Below are 19,029 nucleotides of genomic sequence, written 5' to 3'. Positions count from 1 at the left end.
TAGATTAAGGAGAATTGATATGGACACTCAAACTTCTGAAGTAGCACGTCCTAATGTTGTTGTTGTTGGTAGTCTCAATATGGATATTGTAATTGAAGCAGAACGTGCACCTTTGCAGGGAGAGACACTTACAGGCGAACAAGTGCATTTTATACCTGGTGGCAAGGGGGCGAATCAAGCTTTGGCTGCGGCAAGGTTAGGCGCTAATGTAACGATGATTGGTGCTGTAGGGCAAGATAAATTTGGCCAACAGCTAATCGCAGATTTAAATGCAAACGGTGTAAATACAACACATGTAGCCCAATTATCTAATGTTACCACAGGCGTTGCTTCAATCTGGGTCACTGAAGGTGACAATCGAATTATTATTGTCGCTGGTGCAAATGGCAAGCTGACGCCTGCAATGCTTAGGGAACCGGCAATAGAGTCATGTTTACGTGACGCTGATGTTGTATTACTTCAATTGGAGACAGAGATGGAGACAGTTGTACAAGCTGCACAGATTGCTGCGGAGGGGAATGCCATTGTATTGCTTAATCCAGCCCCTGCGCCTGCTTCAGGTACGTTACCTCTAGAGTTATTGTCCCATGCTACCGTTCTTGTGCCAAATCAGTCAGAGTTAGCAGGGCTCCTTGGTCAATCTGCCTTAAAAACTCATGAAGAAGTGACACAAGCCATGCATAAGCTTGCTTCAGTCAATCAAGCTGTTGTCATTACAACATTGGGTAGTGATGGATCTGCGTATATAGATCAACGTAATGAAGATAATGTAGAGGTGGTCTATGCTCCTGCTCATAAAGTTGATGTCGTAGATACAACGGGTGCAGGTGACTGCTTTTGTGCAGCGCTGGGCGTCGCTCTAGGGCGTGGTGAAATAGTGGGGCAAGCCGTCACTTATGCTTCAGCTGCTTCGGCACTAGCAGTGACTAAGTTTGGCGCACAGGCAGGAATGCCCACACAAGAAGAGGTTATACAATTTATGAAGCGTTCATAAGGGAAAAAGACTTGTTTAAATATAATTAGTTAAAGATTGGTCACTGTTATGGTGCCAATCTTTTTTTATCTTTTCAGATGATCTAGAAGTCATTCCTATCTTGGAAAGCCTTGAAATACCATACAATAAAAGGTTTGTGAGACCCCTTTTGGCGTCATTTTGTCATATTCATCTGTAATACTAAATCCAACATGTTCATAACAACGTATCGCTCGTTTATTCCATGTGAGCACTTCAAGATCAATCGTATTTCTTGGAGCACGTCGCAGTGCCTCTTCTACAATGGCAGACACAAACAAATGGCCATATCCATACCCACATAACTCCGGCTTCATTCCGATTCCTAGTCTTGTCACATCAATAAGTGGAAAATATTGAGCAAACCCTACTAGTTCATCTCCTTCGTCCAAAATAGAGACATATTGCTCATTACGAAGCTGGGCATCGCCAAATTCAACCTCAAGTGCCTGCATTTGCTCCCAAGGTAACCAGCTATAAATATCATAAGGAGGATCGTATCGCCAACTACAAACCTCAGCAGCATGCTTTTCTTGCATAGGAACGACTTGGAACCACTTGTTCATTAGTAACCACCTCATTTTCCAAGCTTTTAGATCACACATATGAAGTATCCTCACACTAATAAAAAAAATAAAAATTTTTTTGAAAATTGGGAACATAATATGCGGTTGATACGTTATATATTATGTAGAGCAAAAAAATTAGATCATAAAAATATAATTTTAGCTTAAAAATAATTTAGTACACGATATAAAAAACCGCAAGGTTTCATTAAAGAAATGAACCATGCGGTAAGTATATGTGTATATAATGAGTACGTTTTACGTTAATGAAGCTGCATATTTTGCATAACCTGCTTTGCTGAGAACACGTTTTGCACCAACATATCTTTTTTTATAGTAGCTACTGTTAAGCTTGTCAACAACGATACCTTTAGAAGAAGAAGCATGAGCAAATTTACCATTACCGATGTAAATACCTACATGAGAAACGCCTTTACCAAATGTATTAAAGAAGACGAGATCTCCTTCTTTTAAATTACTTTTAGAAACAGCAGTACCCATTTTATATTGTGCGGCAGAAGAGCGAGATATATTGACGCCAAACTTCTTGAACACATATTTAGTAAAACCTGAGCAGTCAAAACCAACTGTTGAAATGCCACCCATTTTATAAGGTGTTCCTTTTACTGCGTTTACAACAGAGACTAGTTTTGATGGTGCTGTATTACTTGCTGCAAATGTACTTCCTGCACCTACTGTTAAAACGATGGTTAAGCTTGTTGCTACGGCTGCAATTACTTTTCTCAAGATGTTAAAGCTCCTTCCAATGCCTACGAGGTTAGCTTAAGGATTCGGTTGAAGGTTCCCTATGATCCCTTTGTTACAAGATCAATTCACCCGCATGGTTCCCCCGTTTCTATAATGATATAGAATTTGGCTGTCCGTTTGTTAGTTTAGTTTTTTAAAAGTTACAGCAATAATTACAAAGTTGTTACTAATTACTTTGATAATTCTATCAAATTGTCATTCATTTGGCAAGCTTGTATCCTTATTTTAAAAAATGAACAAAAAAATACCTATAGCATCATCCAATTTGGAAGAAAACCATAGGTATTTATTATTATCATATTATTCTACATCATCATGATCAGAAGAATCCGCAGCTACATCTTCATACTTGTCAGTACTTAAAATGCGTTTTGCGCCTACATAACGTTTTACATAGTAACTTTCACTTAGCTTACTAATAATTACGCCTTTAGAAGAAGAAGCATGAGCAAATTTACCTTCTCCAACATATACACCTACATGAGAAATACCTTTACCAGAGGTATTAAAGAAAACCAAATCGCCTTCGATTAAATCTGCTTTTTCAACGGCAGTTCCCATCTTATATTGAGAACCAGATTGATGAGGAAGCTTGATACCAAGCTTTTTAAATACAAATTGTGTGAACCCAGAGCAGTCAAAGCCTGCAGTAGAGGTTCCACCAGATACATATTTTGATCCTAATCCACTTTCAACTGCAGAATCTAATTTAGAGTCTGCGAATGCACTACCTGTACCTAAACTGAATAATAGGGCACATCCTAGTGCCGCTGCGGTTAACTTTTTCTTCAAAAGAAGTTAATCTCCTTCCAATGCCTACGAGGTTAGCTTAAGGATTCGGTTTGAAGGTCCCCTATGATCCCTTTGTTACAAGATCAATTCACCCAAAATGGTTCCCCCGTTCCCTGGTGTACAGGAACTCGGCTCATTTTTATTCACCTATTTAGAAATTACAGAAATAATTACAAAGTTGTTACTGATTTATTACTGTTGTTATTGTACCAGCATCAGGTGTATTTTGGCAATGCTTAATTCATAGAAAAATATAAGGATTTAAATCAAAGAGGCCTCCGCAATTGCGAAAGCCTTGATTTGTAAGGGTTTTCACTAGCTATATTTTCTTAGAAAAAGATTAGCATTTTTGTGAATTTTGCTGCCAAAGATTGTATTGAGCAGTGACCCGCCAAATTGAAATGAGACTTCTAAATAATGGGAAGCATTGTTGTAAGATGAGTGCGAGTAACCCTGTCCATATGAAGGAGAGTGTACCAAATAGAAGCGAGATTCCGAATAAAGATAAACCAAGTAAGCACGAAATTAATAATCCTTTTAAAATAGATCGGAGAAAAATAACAAATGAAGGAGCAATTTTATGCTGAAAGAAGTAACCAAATTGAATGAAGAGACTACATTGACGAACCATCCAAATATAGGCGCACCATCCTGTTAAATACGCAATCACCGTAAATAGCACAGGATACGTTATTCCTACTTGAAATAACATAATGATCGGTTGAATCAGCCTCGGATATATAAAATAAGCGGGACTAATAATTAATAGCCATTCAATTAAATAGATGAGCAAAACTGGTTTGCCAAATTGCTGCATACCTCTAAATAAGGATAAACCAGATTTCCTGTCCTCATCGGGGACTAATCCATATAAAATACCTGCTTGGATAAATGGACTAAGTATAATCCGTACTAAGACTAAAATCGCAATCCAAATTAGCGCCGTTTTTATGTTTGGATTTTGTTCAAAGCCCAGTTGCCCCTCAAACATAAATAGTATTCTACTTATTTCAGGTAATGAAGAATCAGGATATCGCTCTAATACAGAAACGACAAGTTCATTGATGATACGATATAGGAAAAATCCCCATAACAATTGATAAAGAAATAAAATAATGACAGAGGGGAATTGCCCCTTGACACGTCCCCATCCTTCGCGCAAATAGATCATGCTTTTCCCCCCAACCTAATAGTGTTGCATTTATTTTCTGGACTACATTCAACTACCACAGAAATACCCCTACAATCGTTTCAATTGCTTTAAAAATGCCAAGGTCCAGGCGAGTGGTGAGCTTAGGATCAACCTGTGCTCGAAGGAAATTGTTATTATGCTTGTTTTCTAAAATCATCTTATATTCAGGATCAATCATGATCCAATCCAAAGGGGCCGCGTAGTTAAACTTAATTTGCAGTTGTGTATCGTCACTGCTCCAGGTTTTGCGGATTGTGTGACCATCTGTAAACTTTAAAAGTAGTGGTACCTTAGGATAAACTGCACCATTGCGTTGTAACTTAACCGTAGATTCGTACATTGCTTTTCCATTAATTTTAACTGGTTTAATCGTAATTCCATTGACTGCGTAATCAATCATTACATTGCTATACACATGCTCATTAAAGTAATCCTTCCAGCTTTGACCACTAACCTGCTCAACTACTTTTTGGAAGCTCTTAGTCGTGGGGTGTTTAAAACGGTTTTGCAGCGCATATTTGTTCATGATTCGATTCATTGTAGAGGTGCCTACTCTACTTTCAATGTCTAGTAGCACTAGCTTCCCACGATAATATACGTTATTTGCATAATTGTTACTGGAGCCATATTTCCATGAAGGTTCTGTTAATGCGATAGGCTGATGGATTAATGAGCCCTGAATAGGTAAATTTGGCTTGATTCCAAATTCCTGATCCATTAACTTATCTTCAGCATAAGATGTAAATGCTTCATCAAGCCAAGCCTCTTCAAATTCATTATTCGCAATCATGCCATAAAAAAATTGATGTCCAATTTCATGGATGACCGTGCGCTCCAATTCGTAGCCAGGTGCTTCTTCAGTAGCACCAAATGCGGTAATTAATGTTGGATACTCCATCCCACCGGCACCATTGCCCGACTTAGGCGGTACAACGATAGATAATGTTGAATAAGGGTACCTTCCATACCATTTACTGAAGTTTGCTAAAGCGACCTTAGCCGCATAAAAATAGCGATCCTTTAAATCCTTATGCATTGGATCAAGATACAGTTTGATTTTTACACCTGGCACCTCATCTGAGGAATATGGCTCCTCCATAAATATAAAATTGGGAGAAGCAGACCAAGCAAAATCGTGGACATCATCTGCATAATATTGTTCAACTTTTCTGTTATTTTGTATGACAGTTGCCTTGGTAGGGAAGCCTGTAGCTGCGATGATGTAGTCTTTAGGGACATCAATTTTTACATTATATATGCCAAAATCAGAGTAGAACTCTGAGTTGCCATGATATTGGTGTAAATTCCAGCCCTCAACGGTAACTCCTCTTCGCCCAACGGGCTCATATACACTTAGCTTAGGGAACCACTGCCCTGCCATCACAAAATTATCCACAATGCCCATTCGAGCAAAAACCTGTGGTAACTTTACTGTGAAGCCGATTTTAAGTGTGATACTCTCACCACCACGAATGGAGACGGGGAGGCGGATTTTCGCTAGTGTTCGATCGTGGGTATTGCCATCGTCAGGCTGGACATACATGACGCGATGAAGCAATGAGATGCCATCTGTCGTCGTTACTTCAGTAAGCGTCATATTTCCATACCCGTTTTTAGGCATGACGTCGCCGCGGAGCTTCCCGCCTGATTCCTTCATAAAGGTGGTGTCCTTTGAGCTGAAGGCATTAGGATATAAATGAAAGTAAAGTTCATTGATTGTTTTTTTACCGGGATGCTTAAAGGTTACCGTCTGACTTCCGATTAATGTTCCTGTTGTTTCATCAAGCTTGACATTAATGTGGTATTCATTTAATCGGTGACTTAGTATTTCCTCAGATGGCTGCTGTGGCTCAGTTGTGCTTGAAGTTGGTGCAGGTGTCGATGTAAGCTTGTTTGTAGGTTCATGGGCGATAGGTTGTACAGCTTGTGAATAAACTTCTCTTGAGTTGAAGTACCATAGGGTTGTACTACTGATCAGGCATACCGATAATAGAGAAATAATGAGTCTTTTTTTTACTCCAGACATTGGATATGGATACCTCCTGTTGACAAGCATCTACAGCATGTATATGTTTGCAGGACAAGAATTATTAGTTAAAATAAAATTATTAATAGAAAGTGTAGGAGGTATTATGGATAAATCACAAAAGACAGGCAAAAAAATGTTTGCCTTAAATATTATTAGTAATGACGATAAGAGCAAGCATAAAGGTTTTGGAGCAGGCTCTATTAACTTAAATAGTATGTCACCTGTCATTATTGATGGGGACGAGGCTTACATCGATATTGGTGCCATGCATGCGAAAAGTAAGGTAGAGAAGGGAATTAAATTCTCGGTAAATCGTGAGGATGTCCCAGCAGGCCGTCAAGTATGGATCGTATGGGTAGCGGTGGATCGTGGAGAGGATGGACAATTTTATGGAGGATTAACCGCTTGTGAAATGTGGATAGATACCGAGGCACGTAGAGGTTGGAAAATCCTCGCCGATCATGTCAATAAAATGGATTACGCTCTTAAGCGTAAAATTATGTTGGATGGACTAGAAATGAGTCACAAGCAAGCATTAAAGCAGCTGCTAATTGAGACCAATCCGGAGTGGTGGGAACGTACACCAGAGCAAATTAAGCAAGCATTAGAAGCATAAAGTTAAATAAGATGGGAATTTGAAAAAAGTAAGTTTAAAAATTTAAAATTAAAATGATAAGAAAAAGAACCTTGCTGCAAGCCGAAGAAACAGGTTGGGGAGAGACCCCTTGTGAGCCTGTTGCGTGCAGAAGGTTCTTTTTTATTTTAACTTTTTTAATGGCTCAATCTTGAAATCAGAACTTGACAATAGGCAACGAAGCGGAGAAACCACTCTCTGCTACGTAGCCTCCCCACTCCAAAGATTGTCAAGGAGCTACAAGTTCAACTTTAACGCGGTCAGGGTCTTCAAAAAATAGAGCATAATAATGCTCGCCACCCGCAAATGGGTGCTTATCTTCATACAAGATACGGTACCCCTTAGATCTAGCTTGCATCGTAATGTCGTCTACCTGCTCCCTAGATGAGGCATGGAATGCTAGATGGTTTAGCCCAACACGACAACGATGGTAAGGGACATCTAAATACTTTTCTGGAGTTTGTACAAGTACAATATAAGTTTCCCCTAGCTTCCAGCTACAGCCCTCGTTCCATTTTTGATAAGGCTCATAACCTAACTCTGTGAGAAACCAACCCCAAAATTGGGAGGATTGCGCTAGATCTGCTACATTCAGTTCAACATGATGCAATAAACCAGTTATACTCATTGTTCACCTGCTCTATATTTTTTACTAAATATTATACTAAGTCGCAGCAAGATAACAACGATACTAGGGCGTGTCTGAAAACGCACTCAGGGTCATCTATTCCCGCCTTTTCGCCTCCTACTGCGTTACTTTTCCTTGACTTACCCCGGTAAGCCTGCAAAAAGGTGCCTTGTATGAAGCGAAAATTCGCCAATATCTACTCCCTGCTGACCTTTTAGACACGCCCTAGTTCATCCACCAACGTTTTAAATCTTTCCACCATGAACGGTTTTCTTTTTTGGGTTCTACCGGTGGTATCACAGGGTCAGGTTGCTCCTCATGGCTATGAGCTGTACAAGTCTCAGTTGGTTCCGTTCCTTGAATAAAAGCCTCAAGTCTTTTTGTAGGACAATCATTTGTGGCGAGCTTACCACTTTCCGGATCTATATATACACTAACGACACCGTCAGGGATTGGAAAAATTTTTGGTGGCACCTTTTCTAGCGCCTTTTCTGTAAACTTTGCAAAAATAGGTGCGGCTTTTCTTGAACCTGCTGTATCCAGAATTTTACCTTGATCATAGCCAACCCATACCGCAGTGGATAATTCAGGTGTGTATCCTACGAGCCATGCATCTGTACTTGTCGTACCCGTCTTGCCAGCAACCGGTCGCTTGATCGTATCAGACACACGGTTACCTGTTCCACCAGTTTCAAATACACTTTCAAGTAGGTGTGTCAATACATAGGCGGCAGCAGGTTGAACAATTTGTTCTGCGGGTGTGTCATTAGCCGTATACAATACGTTACCCTGCTCATCTGTAATTTTTAAAACGGCAATCGGAGGTTTCTTAGCGCCCTGATTGCTAATAACTGCAAAAGCAGAGGCCATTTCAAACGGGCTAATGGGAGACGTTCCAAGTGCAAGTGAAGGTACTGCTTCCATTGGGCTAGTAATTCCTAACTTTTTGCTCAGATCAATGACCTGCTCCGCACCAATTTTTAAAATCGTATTTACGGCATAAATATTATCGGAGGCGGCAATCGCTTTACGCATATCAATTTCACCGTTGTATTTTTCATTAAAATTTTTTGGACTATACGTTTTGCGGTTGTTATCATAATGAAATATGGTAGGTTCACTATTAAATACACTCATCGGTGTCATTTTTTGAGATGCAATTGCGGACAAATACATAATTGGCTTGAAGCTAGATCCAGGATGCCTTGTCCCAGCAAACACATGATTATATTGACTATTTAAATAATTTGCGCCCCCAACCATGGCTTTAATATAACCTGTACGTGGATCTATGGAAACTAAAGCAGCCTCAAGCTCCTTCGTCCCCTTTAGCTCAGAGGATACAGCGGCTTCAGCGGCCTGTTGGGCGTTCATATCAATCGTAGTATAAATACGTAATCCACCATGCTCTAACAAATTTTCTTCAAAGCCAAGCTCATTGGTCACTACATTTCTTACATAATCTCTAAAGTAGGGTGCTTTATCTGCGGTTACACGTTGCTGTTGGGATTGAAAATGTAACATTTCCTCATAAGCTTGATCTGCCTGTGCTTGGGTAATGGCCTTTGTGTGTACCATTGCTGACAAAACGATTTTTTGACGGTCCTTTGCATTTTTCATATGGTTATATGGAGAATAATAGGTAGGCCCCTTAGGAATTCCGGCTAAAATTGCACTTTCGGCTATACTCAGCTTATTTGCTGGCTTGCCAAAATACATCTTAGCTGCAGCCTCAATACCATAGGCACCTTTACCATAATAAATTTCATTTAAATACATCGCTAATATTTCTTTTTTGCTGTATTTCATTTCGAGCTGAGCTGTGTACATTGCTTCTTTTAATTTACGAGTCCATGTACGTTCATGGGTTAAATATAAATTACGTGCTAGCTGCTGTGTTAACGTACTTGCTCCTTGTACCCGATCCATCTCTTTTAAGTTTACAAATAAGGCACGAAACATTCCTTTGATATCAAACCCAATATGCTCATAAAATTTACGATCCTCTACCGCAAGCGTGGCTTTCACGACCCATGGTGATACTTCTGAAAGGGCAATAGGCTGACGATTGCGCTCTCCGCTTGAGAACACAGCTATCGCTTCTCCATTCATATCGATGAGTTGGGAGTTACGATCATAAGCGGCGGGGGGAAGTGCCGTTTGTGACAAGTATAGTAGAAGTAATGATATTCCTATTATGAAGCATACAGCCAGCACAGAGGTAAGCTTCAGCAAGATGAATAGGAGCTTGTGCTTAGATTTTCGATTGCTTCGGGACAGACGGTCCATCGTGATTCCCCCTTATGTAAGACTTGACATACTAAATCATAGTATGGGAAAGTTTGGAGACGTTATTCAAAATAAAACTAAAATCTTCTTATTTATTGCATTGACAATGATTATCATTGTTATTTAGAATGAGATTTAATGCTAAGCACATTTTAGTTAAGGAATGAAGGGTGAATATAACATGATGCAATATGCTCCATCAGCTACAGAGGATGACGATGCGCCAAAAAAAAGGAAGCTAAAAAGTCGTCCAATTGCCGCTACGCTTATATTGACAGGCGGTGTAGTTTTACTACTTTTCAGTATTGGGTTATCCATTGCACTTGGTGCAGCAGATATAAAGTTGTCAGAGGTATGGGATGCAGTATTCCATTTTAATGACACGGTGACGAATCATCTTATTATTCAAGAGCTTCGCTTGCCGCGTGTGCTTGGGGCTGCGATGGTAGGAGCATGCTTTGCCGTAGCGGGTGCACTTATGCAAGGGATGACGCGGAACCCAATGGCGGATTCTGGTTTGCTAGGGTTAAATGCGGGGGCAGGACTTGCACTTGCCTTATGTTTTGCTTTTGCACCAGGGTTACCGTACATGTTCCTTATTATGTTTTCCTTTGTTGGTGCTGGTGTAGGTGCAGGGTTAGTTTATGGAATTAGTTCACTAGCTAAAGGCGGACTTTCACCTGTACGTTTAGTATTAGCTGGTTCTGCGTTAAGTGCGTTGTTTGCGGCATTAAGTGAAGCGATTGCATTACACTTTAGAATTGGTCAGGACATTGCCTTTTGGTATGCAGGTGGGGTGTCAGGGACAAAGTGGCTTCAATTAGAAATCATGTCTCCTTGGGTAATTGGTGCTTTAATAGGGGCCATCATTATTTCTCGTTCGATTACGATGTTAAGTCTTGGGGAAGATGTTGCTAAAGGCTTAGGGCAAAGAACGACGTTAGTGAAGCTAGTGGCGACAATTATTATTTTAATTTTGGCGGGTTCAGCGGTTTCTGTTGTAGGTCCTGTTGGTTTTGTAGGCCTAATTATTCCACATTTGACGCGATACATTGTTGGGGTGGATTACCGTTGGATCATTCCTTGCTCAGCAATTTTAGGAAGCTTGTTGGTGGTACTCGCTGATTTAACAGCAAGAATTATTAATCCTCCTTATGAGACTCCAATTGGTGCACTAATCGCATTAATTGGCGTACCATTTTTCCTCTACTTGGCTCGTAAAGAAAGGAGGGAGCTATAGATGGCAAACACAACAGTCATGTATACAGCAGATAAGAAAGATCGCAGAAAAGCTGTGTTTATCATGGGCATATTAGCTCTTTTAATCTTAATCGTATTCATTATTAGCATAAATACAGGACACATTCGATTAACGCCAGCAGAACTATTAGACACTTTGCTAGGGAATGGAACCAAAAAGCAAAATTTAATATTATTTCAATTTCGCTTACCTCGGATCGTGATTGCCATATTGATTGGTGCAGGTCTAGCAGTTTCAGGCTGTATTATGCAGGCGATTTCTCGTAATGCACTTGCAGACCCAGGCATTTTAGGGATTAATTCTGGTGCAGGGTTAGTTGTTATGTTATTTATCGCATTTTATCCTGCAACTACAGCGGTTCCTGTGCTCGGGTTACCATTTTTAGCATTAGTAGGTGCTTCGTTAACAGCAATTATAATTTATGGATTATCTTATAAGCGTAATAAAGGAATCTTGCCCACTCGTTTAATTTTAACTGGGGTAGCAATATCCGCGGGTATTAATTCAGCTATGATCGTGCTGACGTTACGTTTAAGCCCTGAAAAATACCAGTTTGTTGCAACGTGGCTTGCAGGTAGCATTTGGGGGACGACATGGAAATTCGTATGGACATTGCTTCCTTGGATTGTAATTTTGCTTCCCTACATATTCATAAAAGCTAGGGTGCTTGATGTGCTTAATCTTGGCGAAAATACGGCAATGGGCTTAGGGGCAAATGTGTCTAGAGAGCAAATCAAGTTCCTTGCGGCAGCAGTAGGCTTAGCAGCTTCTTGTGTTTCAGTGAGTGGGGGAATTGGCTTCGTAGGTTTAATTGGACCTCATGTGGCAAGAAGATTAGTAGGACCAAGACATCAATACTTGTTGCCAACCTCAGCATTAGTAGGTAGCTTGCTAGTCATAGCGGCGGATACGATAGGCAGATGGATTTTACAGCCAACAGAAGTGCCTACCGGTTTAGTTGTAGCTGTATTGGGGGCACCATTTTTCCTCTACTTATTAGCCAAAGCTAAAGACTGATCAGCATTTTAATGAAATAACAAATAATAAGCATAAAACAAGCTATAATACGCAGTTTTTTAGCTTTTAAAATTTGAAGAGAGAGGGATGACATTGCTCAGGCGCTTTTTTGAATATTATCGACCATATAAATGGCTATTTATTATAGATTTTACATGTGCAATTTTTGCAGCTTTATTGGAGCTAGTGTTTCCACTAGCAATTAATAAAGTAATTGATGACTTACTTCCCCAAGGGAATTGGAAAACGATTTTGTATGCTTGTATTATTTTGTTAACGATATATTTGTTTAGTGCATTTTTAAATTTTGTAGTCACGTATTGGGGACATAAGCTCGGGATTAGTATTGAGTCTGATATGCGTAAAAAGCTGTTTGATCGTGTGCAGAAATTATCTTTCCGCTTTTTTGATAATACGAAAACAGGACATTTAGTATCCCGTATGACAAATGATTTAATGGATATTGGGGAAATTGCCCATCATGGGCCAGAAGATTTATTTATTGCTATCATGACGTTAACAGGTGCCTTTGGTATTATGTTAGGGATCAATTGGAAGCTAGCAGTATTAACCTTCATTATTGTTCCATTAATGATATACCTATCGTTGTATTTTAGCCGAAAAATGTCTAGGGCATTTAATAAAATGTTCGCAGATATCGCGGATTATAATGCAAGAGTGGAAAACAACGTAAGTGGAATTCGTGTTGTTCAAGCTTTTGCGAATGAAAATCATGAGATTGAAAAGTTTGCAGTTAATAATGAACGTTTTCGTCTAACTAAGCTATTAACGTATCGCATTATGGCATGGAACGCCTCCGTCAGCTTTATATTAATGCGTTTTGTTAATTTGTTTGTATTAGTATGTGGAACATGGTTTGTGATTCAAAAGGAAATGAGCTACGGTGAATTTGTTGCTTTTGTAATGTTATCTAATATTTTCTTAGGACCGATTAAGCAAATTAACAGTGTTATTGAGACTTATCCAAAAGGAATTGCTGGCTTTAAACGATATTTGGAGCTGTTAGAAACAGAACCAGATGTATCTGATGCTCCGAATGCTAAAACGATAACAAATATTAAAGGGAATATTTCCTATAAGGATGTTACCTTTGGTTATGAAAATAAAGATAAAATTTTGAAAAACCTAAACTTAACCATCAACGCTGGAGAAACAGTGGCGTTGGTTGGCCCATCAGGTGCGGGTAAAACTACACTTTGTAGCTTATTGCCAAGATTTTATGATGTAGATGAAGGTGCAATTCAAATTGATGGCATTGATATCCGAGATTTAACTTTAGAGTCACTCCGTACCCACATTGGCATCGTGCAGCAAGATGTATTTTTGTTTGATGGTACAATACGTGAAAATATTGCTTATGGTGACTTGAATGCTTCAGAGGAAGCGATTTGGGAGGCAGCAAGACGCGCCCAATTAGAAGAACTGATTCAGGAGTATCCGGATGGGTTAGATACGATGATAGGGGAGCGTGGAGTAAAGCTGTCTGGTGGACAAAAGCAACGCTTGTCGATTGCACGTATGTTTCTAAAAAATCCTCCGATTTTAATTTTGGATGAAGCAACTTCTGCACTAGACACAGAAACTGAAGCAGCCATTCAGCTTGCTTTATCTGAGTTGTCAAAGGGAAGAACGACACTTGTCATTGCGCATCGCTTAGCGACGATTAAAGATGCTGATCGGATTATCGTTGTTGCAGAGCAAGGTGTATTAGAGGAAGGAACACATGAGCAACTGCTTAAACTAGAAGGTGCTTATAGTCGTCTGCATCGTGCTCAATTTGGTACGCAATTCGCTTAATCTTTTCATATGAAGAACTAAATAGAAGCTGATAGAAGCTGTATAGTTACGAATCCCTTATTCTAAGCGTGCTTAAACGAGCTACGTGGGTGAATGAGGGTTTTTTTCGTATCAAAAGCTATGCTATGATGGGCAGTAGGCAGTGTACAAAGTATTCTGAGAGTATACAATTAGGAATTTCCTTGGAGGAGTTATGCATATGAGGGAACCTCGAGATAAACCACCAAAACCAAGGTCTGCGTTAGCGATCATGTTTATGGTATTATTTACGATTGCAGTTACGACCTATTGGCCTTCTTCTAAGGAGGATCGTGGGACGGATTCTCCGCCGCCACAATCAGAAGAAAAGATAGATAAGCAAATTAACAATATCTCCCCGCCCTCTAATGAGATACCTTCTAATGGTAAAGTCATTAATCCTTATTTGCTAGAGCAACAGTCGTGGAAGGAAAAGGACGTTAAAGCCATTACAATAAAATGGGACGGGAACAAGGCTTCACTTTCCAAAAATGATACACAAATCATACTTGACGCATTGAGATGGACGGATACGACCATTGCCGTAGCACAGGTTGTATCTACTAAGTCTGCTATGTCTTCTGTGTCTTCAGCGCAAGATGTACAGCTTCTAATAAATATTGGGGCAAAGGAGCCCGTTGTGCTTGCATATGATGTTAGCATGAATGCATATAAGGCGGATGGCAAATGGTATTACGCAAATCATCAGGTGTTATTGCTAATGAATCGTGTGATAAAACGAGATGAGAAGCTAGCCTTATATGATCACTTAAAGCAACAAGCTACGATAGAAGAGCAGCAGGCAGTTACTGATGAAGCGGACCAAATACAAGCTGAGCAGCTTCAAATTGATGGGCTGGATTTTAAGGGTTGGCAACAAAAATTGACGCAGGAAACAGCGCTTTGGAAAATCCCCTTTTATGACAATGACACAGCTCAGGTTTCGGAAGTGACAAAGAGTACTGATGAGATCGTAATGTTGCCAGGCCAAATTGTATTTATGGATGGTACTCATCAAGCTAAAGATGGTATTAAAGTGGGTATGCCTAAAAATGAAGTTGAGCGTATACTTGATGTTAAACCGCTGAAAACATCAAGTCGGTGGAGTTATAAAGTTGGCGATTACTATATCTTTCATATTTATTTTCAACAGGATAAAGTTGCGTTTATAGTGTTAAATAGCCCTTTAGTTTAATCTAAAGAGATAGATATGGCATTACAAGGGTGCTAACGGTATAATAAATACCTGTGAGTATTTGAGGGAATGGGGATTATACTAGTTATGTCAGAGAAAAAGAAGGTTCTTATCCAAATTGTGAGTCAGCAGGGATCTGAGCACACTAGATCGCAGTTTGATGGGGTAATGCAGGTGAAAGGTAATACCTGTTATGTTCAGTATACAGAAGAGCAATCAGCGCCGCATCAAGGACAAGTTCGTACGTTACTTAAAATTTCTGATCATAGTCTGAAAATAATTCGCCATGGCAACGTTGAATCGGAGCAAAGCTTTATTGCTGATCAGCGTTGTCCAGGGTTTTATCGTTCGCCATACACAAGCTTTAATCTGTCTACACAGACCGATAAGCTAGAAATCCACAATCATGGAAATGAACTAAAGATTGCATGGGAGTATGATTTGTATGTGTATGAAGAGCTAAACGGAAACTTCATTAATAGTTTACATATACAGGAGGAAGTGAAATCATGACAATAAGTCCATTAGAACAACTAAACTTAGATGTAAAACAGGAAATTAGCGATGCAATTGTTGCGGCTGGTTTAGCGTCATTAGAGGAAGTCCCAACGATTACATTAGAAGTCCCAAAGGATAAAGCGCACGGTGACCTCGCTACAAATGCAGCGATGCAGCTTACCCGCATTGCAAAGCGGAACCCAAGACAAATCGCAGAGGAACTTATCAAGCATATGGATTTAGCTAAAGCAGGCATTGAGCGTGCTGAAATTGCTGGTCCAGGTTTTATCAACTTTACAGTAAGTAAAAGCTATTTGTATCCCGTTATTAAACAGGTGTATGAACAAAATGATCGTTATGGACGTGTAGAGGATGGCGCAGGACAAAAGGTTGAGATGGAGTTTGTAAGTGCTAACCCTACAGGAAGCTTACATTTAGGTCATGCTCGTGGTGCGGCAGTAGGAGATGCATTGTGCAACATTCTTGATTTTGCTGGTTATGATGTGACACGCGAGTATTACATTAATGATGCAGGTAATCAAATTGTGAATTTATGCAAATCGATTGAGGCGCGTTATTTACAAGCACTTGGTCAGGACGTTCCAATGCCTGAAGATGGCTACCATGGTGAAGATATTAAAGGTTTTGCAAAGGAGTTAATTGAAGAGCAAGGGGAAGCACTTCTGCAAATGTCAGAGGAAGATCGAATGGAATTCCTGCGTAAATTTGGATTGGAAAAGGAATTAAACAAAATCAAACGCGACTTAGCTCGTTTTCGTGTTGATTTTGATATTTGGTTTAGTGAAACCTCCCTTTATGAGAATAAAAAGGTTGAATTGTCTCTAGAAGAGCTGAAAAGCAAAGGACAAGTCTATGAGCATGAAGGTGCGACATGGCTAAGAACAACAGATTATGGCGACGATAAGGATCGTGTACTGGTGAAAAATGACGGAACGTATACGTATTTAACACCAGATATCGCTTATCATCGTGATAAATACGAACGTGGTTATGACCGCATGTTTAACATTTGGGGAGCAGATCATCATGGTTATGTCCCTCGGATTCGTGCAGCGATGGAAGCATTAGGGAAGGACCCTAATAAATTGACCGTACTCATTGCTCAGATGGTGAGCTTGTTCCAAAACGGCGAGAAGGTCAAAATGTCTAAGCGAACAGGTAAAGCTGTAACAATGGTAGATCTAATGGATGAGGTAGGCGTAGATGCGATTCGTTACTTCTTTACGATGCGTAGTATGGATTCTCATCTTGATTTTGATATGGATCTAGCAGTATCGACTTCAAATGATAACCCTGTATTTTACGTGCAGTATGCACATGCTCGGATTTGTAGTATCTTCCGTCAAGCTGAAGAACAGGGAATTACGATTGATGACATTAACAAGGTTAACTTTAATAAGCTTACTACAGAGCATGAATATGACTTGCTACGTAAAGTAGGAGAGCTTCCAGAAGAGATTAGTGCTGCGGCTTCCCTTTACGCTCCCCATCGTTTAGTCCGTTATGTGTATGAGCTAGCTTCGTTATTACACAGCTATTATCGTGCAGAACGTGTCATTACAGAGGATTTGGAGCAAAGCCTTGCTCGTTTAGCATTGCTAGGTGCTGTGCGTACAGCAATTAAAAATGTATTAACGTTAATTGGTGTCTCTGCACCGGATCGCATGTAATTTTAAACGCCCTCCTTTTTATGAAGGAGGGTGTTTTTTGTTTTTCAGTATACTTTACTTAGGCACTTTAAATATACGAGTCGCACATACCTCGCCAATAGATGTTTTAGTTTTATTGTTGTGCCCAATTGGGCGCGCGGCCCGGCGTAGTCGACGTTTAATCTCATCGGGCTTAAGTCCAGGTTTTAAGGATAACAATAAAGCAATCGTGCCACTGACATGTGAGGTTGCCATAGAGGTCCCGCTCATCTCACGATAGCCACCACCAAGCCAAGAGGAATGGACTCGCTCCCCAGGTGCGTATAAATCAATATTAGGTCCTCGATTACTAAAGCCTGCAATTTTGCCATTCCGTCCTGTTGCACCTACTGAAATTGTCTGGTGATATCTGGCTGGGTAATCCACAGTTCGATTCTTTTTGTCATTTCCTGCTGAGGCTACAACGACAATATTTTCGCTATATGCTTTTTTTATGATGCTTTGCAGAGCACTACTCCTACTTTTCATCCCAAAGCTCATATTAATGACATGCATTTTATTACGAATACACCAGTCTATTCCTAAAATAATATCAGAGACATAGGCTGAGCCATCATAGCTAAATGATTTTACAGGATAAATCATGGCGCGTGGAGCAACTCCAATCATGCCTTGAATTCCCCCTGCTGCAGCAATAGTGCCTGCAATATGCGTCCCATGTCCATTATCATCGTAGGGTAGTGAGGCTGGGTTGATAATATTTACCCCTTTAGCTACCGAATTTTTAAGATCAGGGTGATTATAGTCGATTCCAGTATCAATGACACCAATTCGAACACCATAACCAGTAGAACGAGACCACATGGCTGGAGCGCCAATTCGTTTAACTCCCCACGGAATGTTGGGCTTAGGCTCTTTACCGTTTGAGGTTGTTATTTCTTTAATACGAGCATCCTTTTCAATTTTAAAGCTTCCTTTTTCACTCGAAAGCATTGCAGCCTTCGTTAATGGGCATACCAAGGCTTGAAGCAGGGATACGATGCGTATGTTTTTTAAAGCGGTATATTTGCCCTTTAGTTTATAAAGCTCTTGTATACAATCTAAAAATTGCCTTTTGCTTGAAAATTGAATAATGTGTCGTCCGTTTTTTCCGGAGGTATCGATATGATCATTTAAATATTGGAGGAATACGGAGTAGTCCATAAATGGCAGCCCCTCCTGACGAAGTATGCAGTATAGTATGACAAGGATTGATTTGTGGCTTGGGAAGGGGCCCTTTTTAGAGGAAATAGGCACTTAATGTGAAAACGCTAAATAAACAAAAATATAGGCTTGTAACTTGCGTGTCAAATACGCATTACGGTCATAACATAAATAGAGAGCAAATTTGCTCTATCCCTTCGTGAGGTTGAAATCTTGCTGAGGGAAGGATACAGTCAGAAAGCCGTCCTTTTGCAGCATAACAACTGTGGAAGGGCGACTTTTTTATATTTGAATCTACAATACAAAAAAAATTTTGCATTAAGGATAGCCAAGCCGCTTGGTTTTGTTTATGATAGAACTTGCTTTTTAGTTTCAAATAAGGTTTACTTAGGTGTGATATGAATAAGTAAGGAAATGTAAGTGACTTTGAACTTTGTGT

Annotated in this window: 16 protein-coding genes and 2 riboswitches; of the genes, 8 read left to right on the top strand and 8 right to left on the bottom strand. The window is 39.9% G+C overall.

Annotation, left to right across the window (positions count from 1 at the left end; all coding sequences use genetic code 11):
* The first annotated feature begins 19 nt into the window (after positions 1–19).
* Positions 20–994, top strand: a complete 975-nt coding sequence (gene rbsK / locus ABE099_RS19750) for a ribokinase (protein WP_430033196.1) — start codon at positions 20–22, stop codon at positions 992–994.
* 95 nt (positions 995–1,089) lie between these two features.
* On the opposite strand, the gene ABE099_RS19745 is transcribed toward rbsK, so the two are convergent.
* The 5 genes from ABE099_RS19745 to ABE099_RS19725 form a co-directional block, all read right to left on the bottom strand.
* Positions 1,090–1,578, bottom strand: coding sequence for a GNAT family N-acetyltransferase (locus tag ABE099_RS19745; protein ID WP_430033194.1), 489 nt, complete (start codon positions 1,576–1,578; stop codon positions 1,090–1,092).
* A 258-nt stretch (positions 1,579–1,836) separates the two neighbouring features.
* Entirely contained in the window at positions 1,837–2,325 is a 489-nt protein-coding gene (locus ABE099_RS19740; protein ID WP_430033192.1) for a C40 family peptidase, read from the bottom strand.
* Positions 2,326–2,330: 5 nt separating this feature from the next.
* Positions 2,331–2,467, bottom strand: a riboswitch (cyclic di-AMP (ydaO/yuaA leader).
* A 179-nt stretch (positions 2,468–2,646) separates the two neighbouring features.
* Entirely contained in the window at positions 2,647–3,138 is a 492-nt protein-coding gene (locus ABE099_RS19735) for a C40 family peptidase (protein ID WP_430033189.1), read from the bottom strand.
* A gap of 6 nt (positions 3,139–3,144) precedes the next feature.
* Positions 3,145–3,282: riboswitch (cyclic di-AMP (ydaO/yuaA leader) on the bottom strand.
* 196 nt (positions 3,283–3,478) lie between these two features.
* Entirely contained in the window at positions 3,479–4,309 is an 831-nt protein-coding gene (locus ABE099_RS19730; protein WP_430033187.1) for a hypothetical protein, read from the bottom strand.
* Positions 4,310–4,361: 52 nt separating this feature from the next.
* The gene (locus tag ABE099_RS19725; protein ID WP_430033185.1) at positions 4,362–6,356 is read right to left on the bottom strand and encodes a M1 family metallopeptidase; all 1,995 of its coding nucleotides are present in this window, start codon (positions 6,354–6,356) and stop codon (positions 4,362–4,364) included.
* Between the two features lie 106 nt (positions 6,357–6,462).
* On the opposite strand from ABE099_RS19725, the gene ABE099_RS19720 reads away from it, so the two are divergent.
* Positions 6,463–6,975: a YwhD family protein gene (locus ABE099_RS19720; protein WP_430033184.1), complete on the top strand. Its 513-nt coding sequence runs from the start codon at positions 6,463–6,465 to the stop codon at positions 6,973–6,975.
* A 247-nt stretch (positions 6,976–7,222) separates the two neighbouring features.
* Here the strand turns inward: ABE099_RS19720 and ABE099_RS19715 are convergent, their stop codons facing one another.
* Positions 7,223–7,621, bottom strand: a complete 399-nt coding sequence (locus tag ABE099_RS19715) for a VOC family protein (protein WP_430033182.1) — start codon at positions 7,619–7,621, stop codon at positions 7,223–7,225.
* A 225-nt stretch (positions 7,622–7,846) separates the two neighbouring features.
* Positions 7,847–9,910 carry a transglycosylase domain-containing protein gene (locus ABE099_RS19710; RefSeq protein ID WP_430033180.1) on the bottom strand — a complete coding sequence of 688 codons (2,064 nt, stop codon included), beginning with the start codon at positions 9,908–9,910 and terminating at the stop codon, positions 7,847–7,849.
* A 181-nt stretch (positions 9,911–10,091) separates the two neighbouring features.
* Here ABE099_RS19710 and ABE099_RS19705 point away from each other — a divergent pair, with 181 nt between their 5' ends.
* From ABE099_RS19705 to argS, 6 genes are all read left to right on the top strand, one after another.
* Complete coding sequence (locus ABE099_RS19705) at positions 10,092–11,150, top strand: FecCD family ABC transporter permease (RefSeq protein ID WP_430033179.1); 1,059 nt, start codon at positions 10,092–10,094, stop codon at positions 11,148–11,150.
* Positions 11,151–11,168: 18 nt separating this feature from the next.
* Positions 11,169–12,188 (top strand): FecCD family ABC transporter permease, encoded by a 1,020-nt coding sequence (locus ABE099_RS19700; protein WP_430033220.1) that lies wholly within the window; start codon positions 11,169–11,171, stop codon positions 12,186–12,188.
* A gap of 93 nt (positions 12,189–12,281) precedes the next feature.
* Complete coding sequence (locus ABE099_RS19695) at positions 12,282–14,006, top strand: ABC transporter ATP-binding protein (protein WP_430033217.1); 1,725 nt, start codon at positions 12,282–12,284, stop codon at positions 14,004–14,006.
* A gap of 199 nt (positions 14,007–14,205) precedes the next feature.
* Positions 14,206–15,219 carry a hypothetical protein gene (locus tag ABE099_RS19690; protein ID WP_430033177.1) on the top strand — a complete coding sequence of 338 codons (1,014 nt, stop codon included), beginning with the start codon at positions 14,206–14,208 and terminating at the stop codon, positions 15,217–15,219.
* 87 nt (positions 15,220–15,306) lie between these two features.
* Positions 15,307–15,732 (top strand): DUF1934 domain-containing protein, encoded by a 426-nt coding sequence (locus tag ABE099_RS19685; protein WP_430033176.1) that lies wholly within the window; start codon positions 15,307–15,309, stop codon positions 15,730–15,732.
* Positions 15,729–17,408 (top strand): arginine--tRNA ligase, encoded by a 1,680-nt coding sequence (gene argS, locus ABE099_RS19680; protein WP_430033174.1) that lies wholly within the window; start codon positions 15,729–15,731, stop codon positions 17,406–17,408. Before ABE099_RS19685 ends, argS begins: the two co-directional genes overlap by 4 nt.
* Before the next feature lie 54 nt (positions 17,409–17,462).
* Here the strand turns inward: argS and ABE099_RS19675 are convergent, their stop codons facing one another.
* Positions 17,463–18,590, bottom strand: a complete 1,128-nt coding sequence (locus ABE099_RS19675) for a S8 family peptidase (protein ID WP_430033172.1) — start codon at positions 18,588–18,590, stop codon at positions 17,463–17,465.
* Positions 18,591–19,029 lie beyond the last annotated feature (439 nt).

It is taken from the genome of Paenibacillus turicensis, assembly GCF_050461185.1.
Classification (GTDB): domain Bacteria; phylum Bacillota; class Bacilli; order Paenibacillales; family Paenibacillaceae; genus Fontibacillus; species Fontibacillus turicensis_A.
This window is presented reverse-complemented; position numbering and strand designations above follow the sequence as displayed.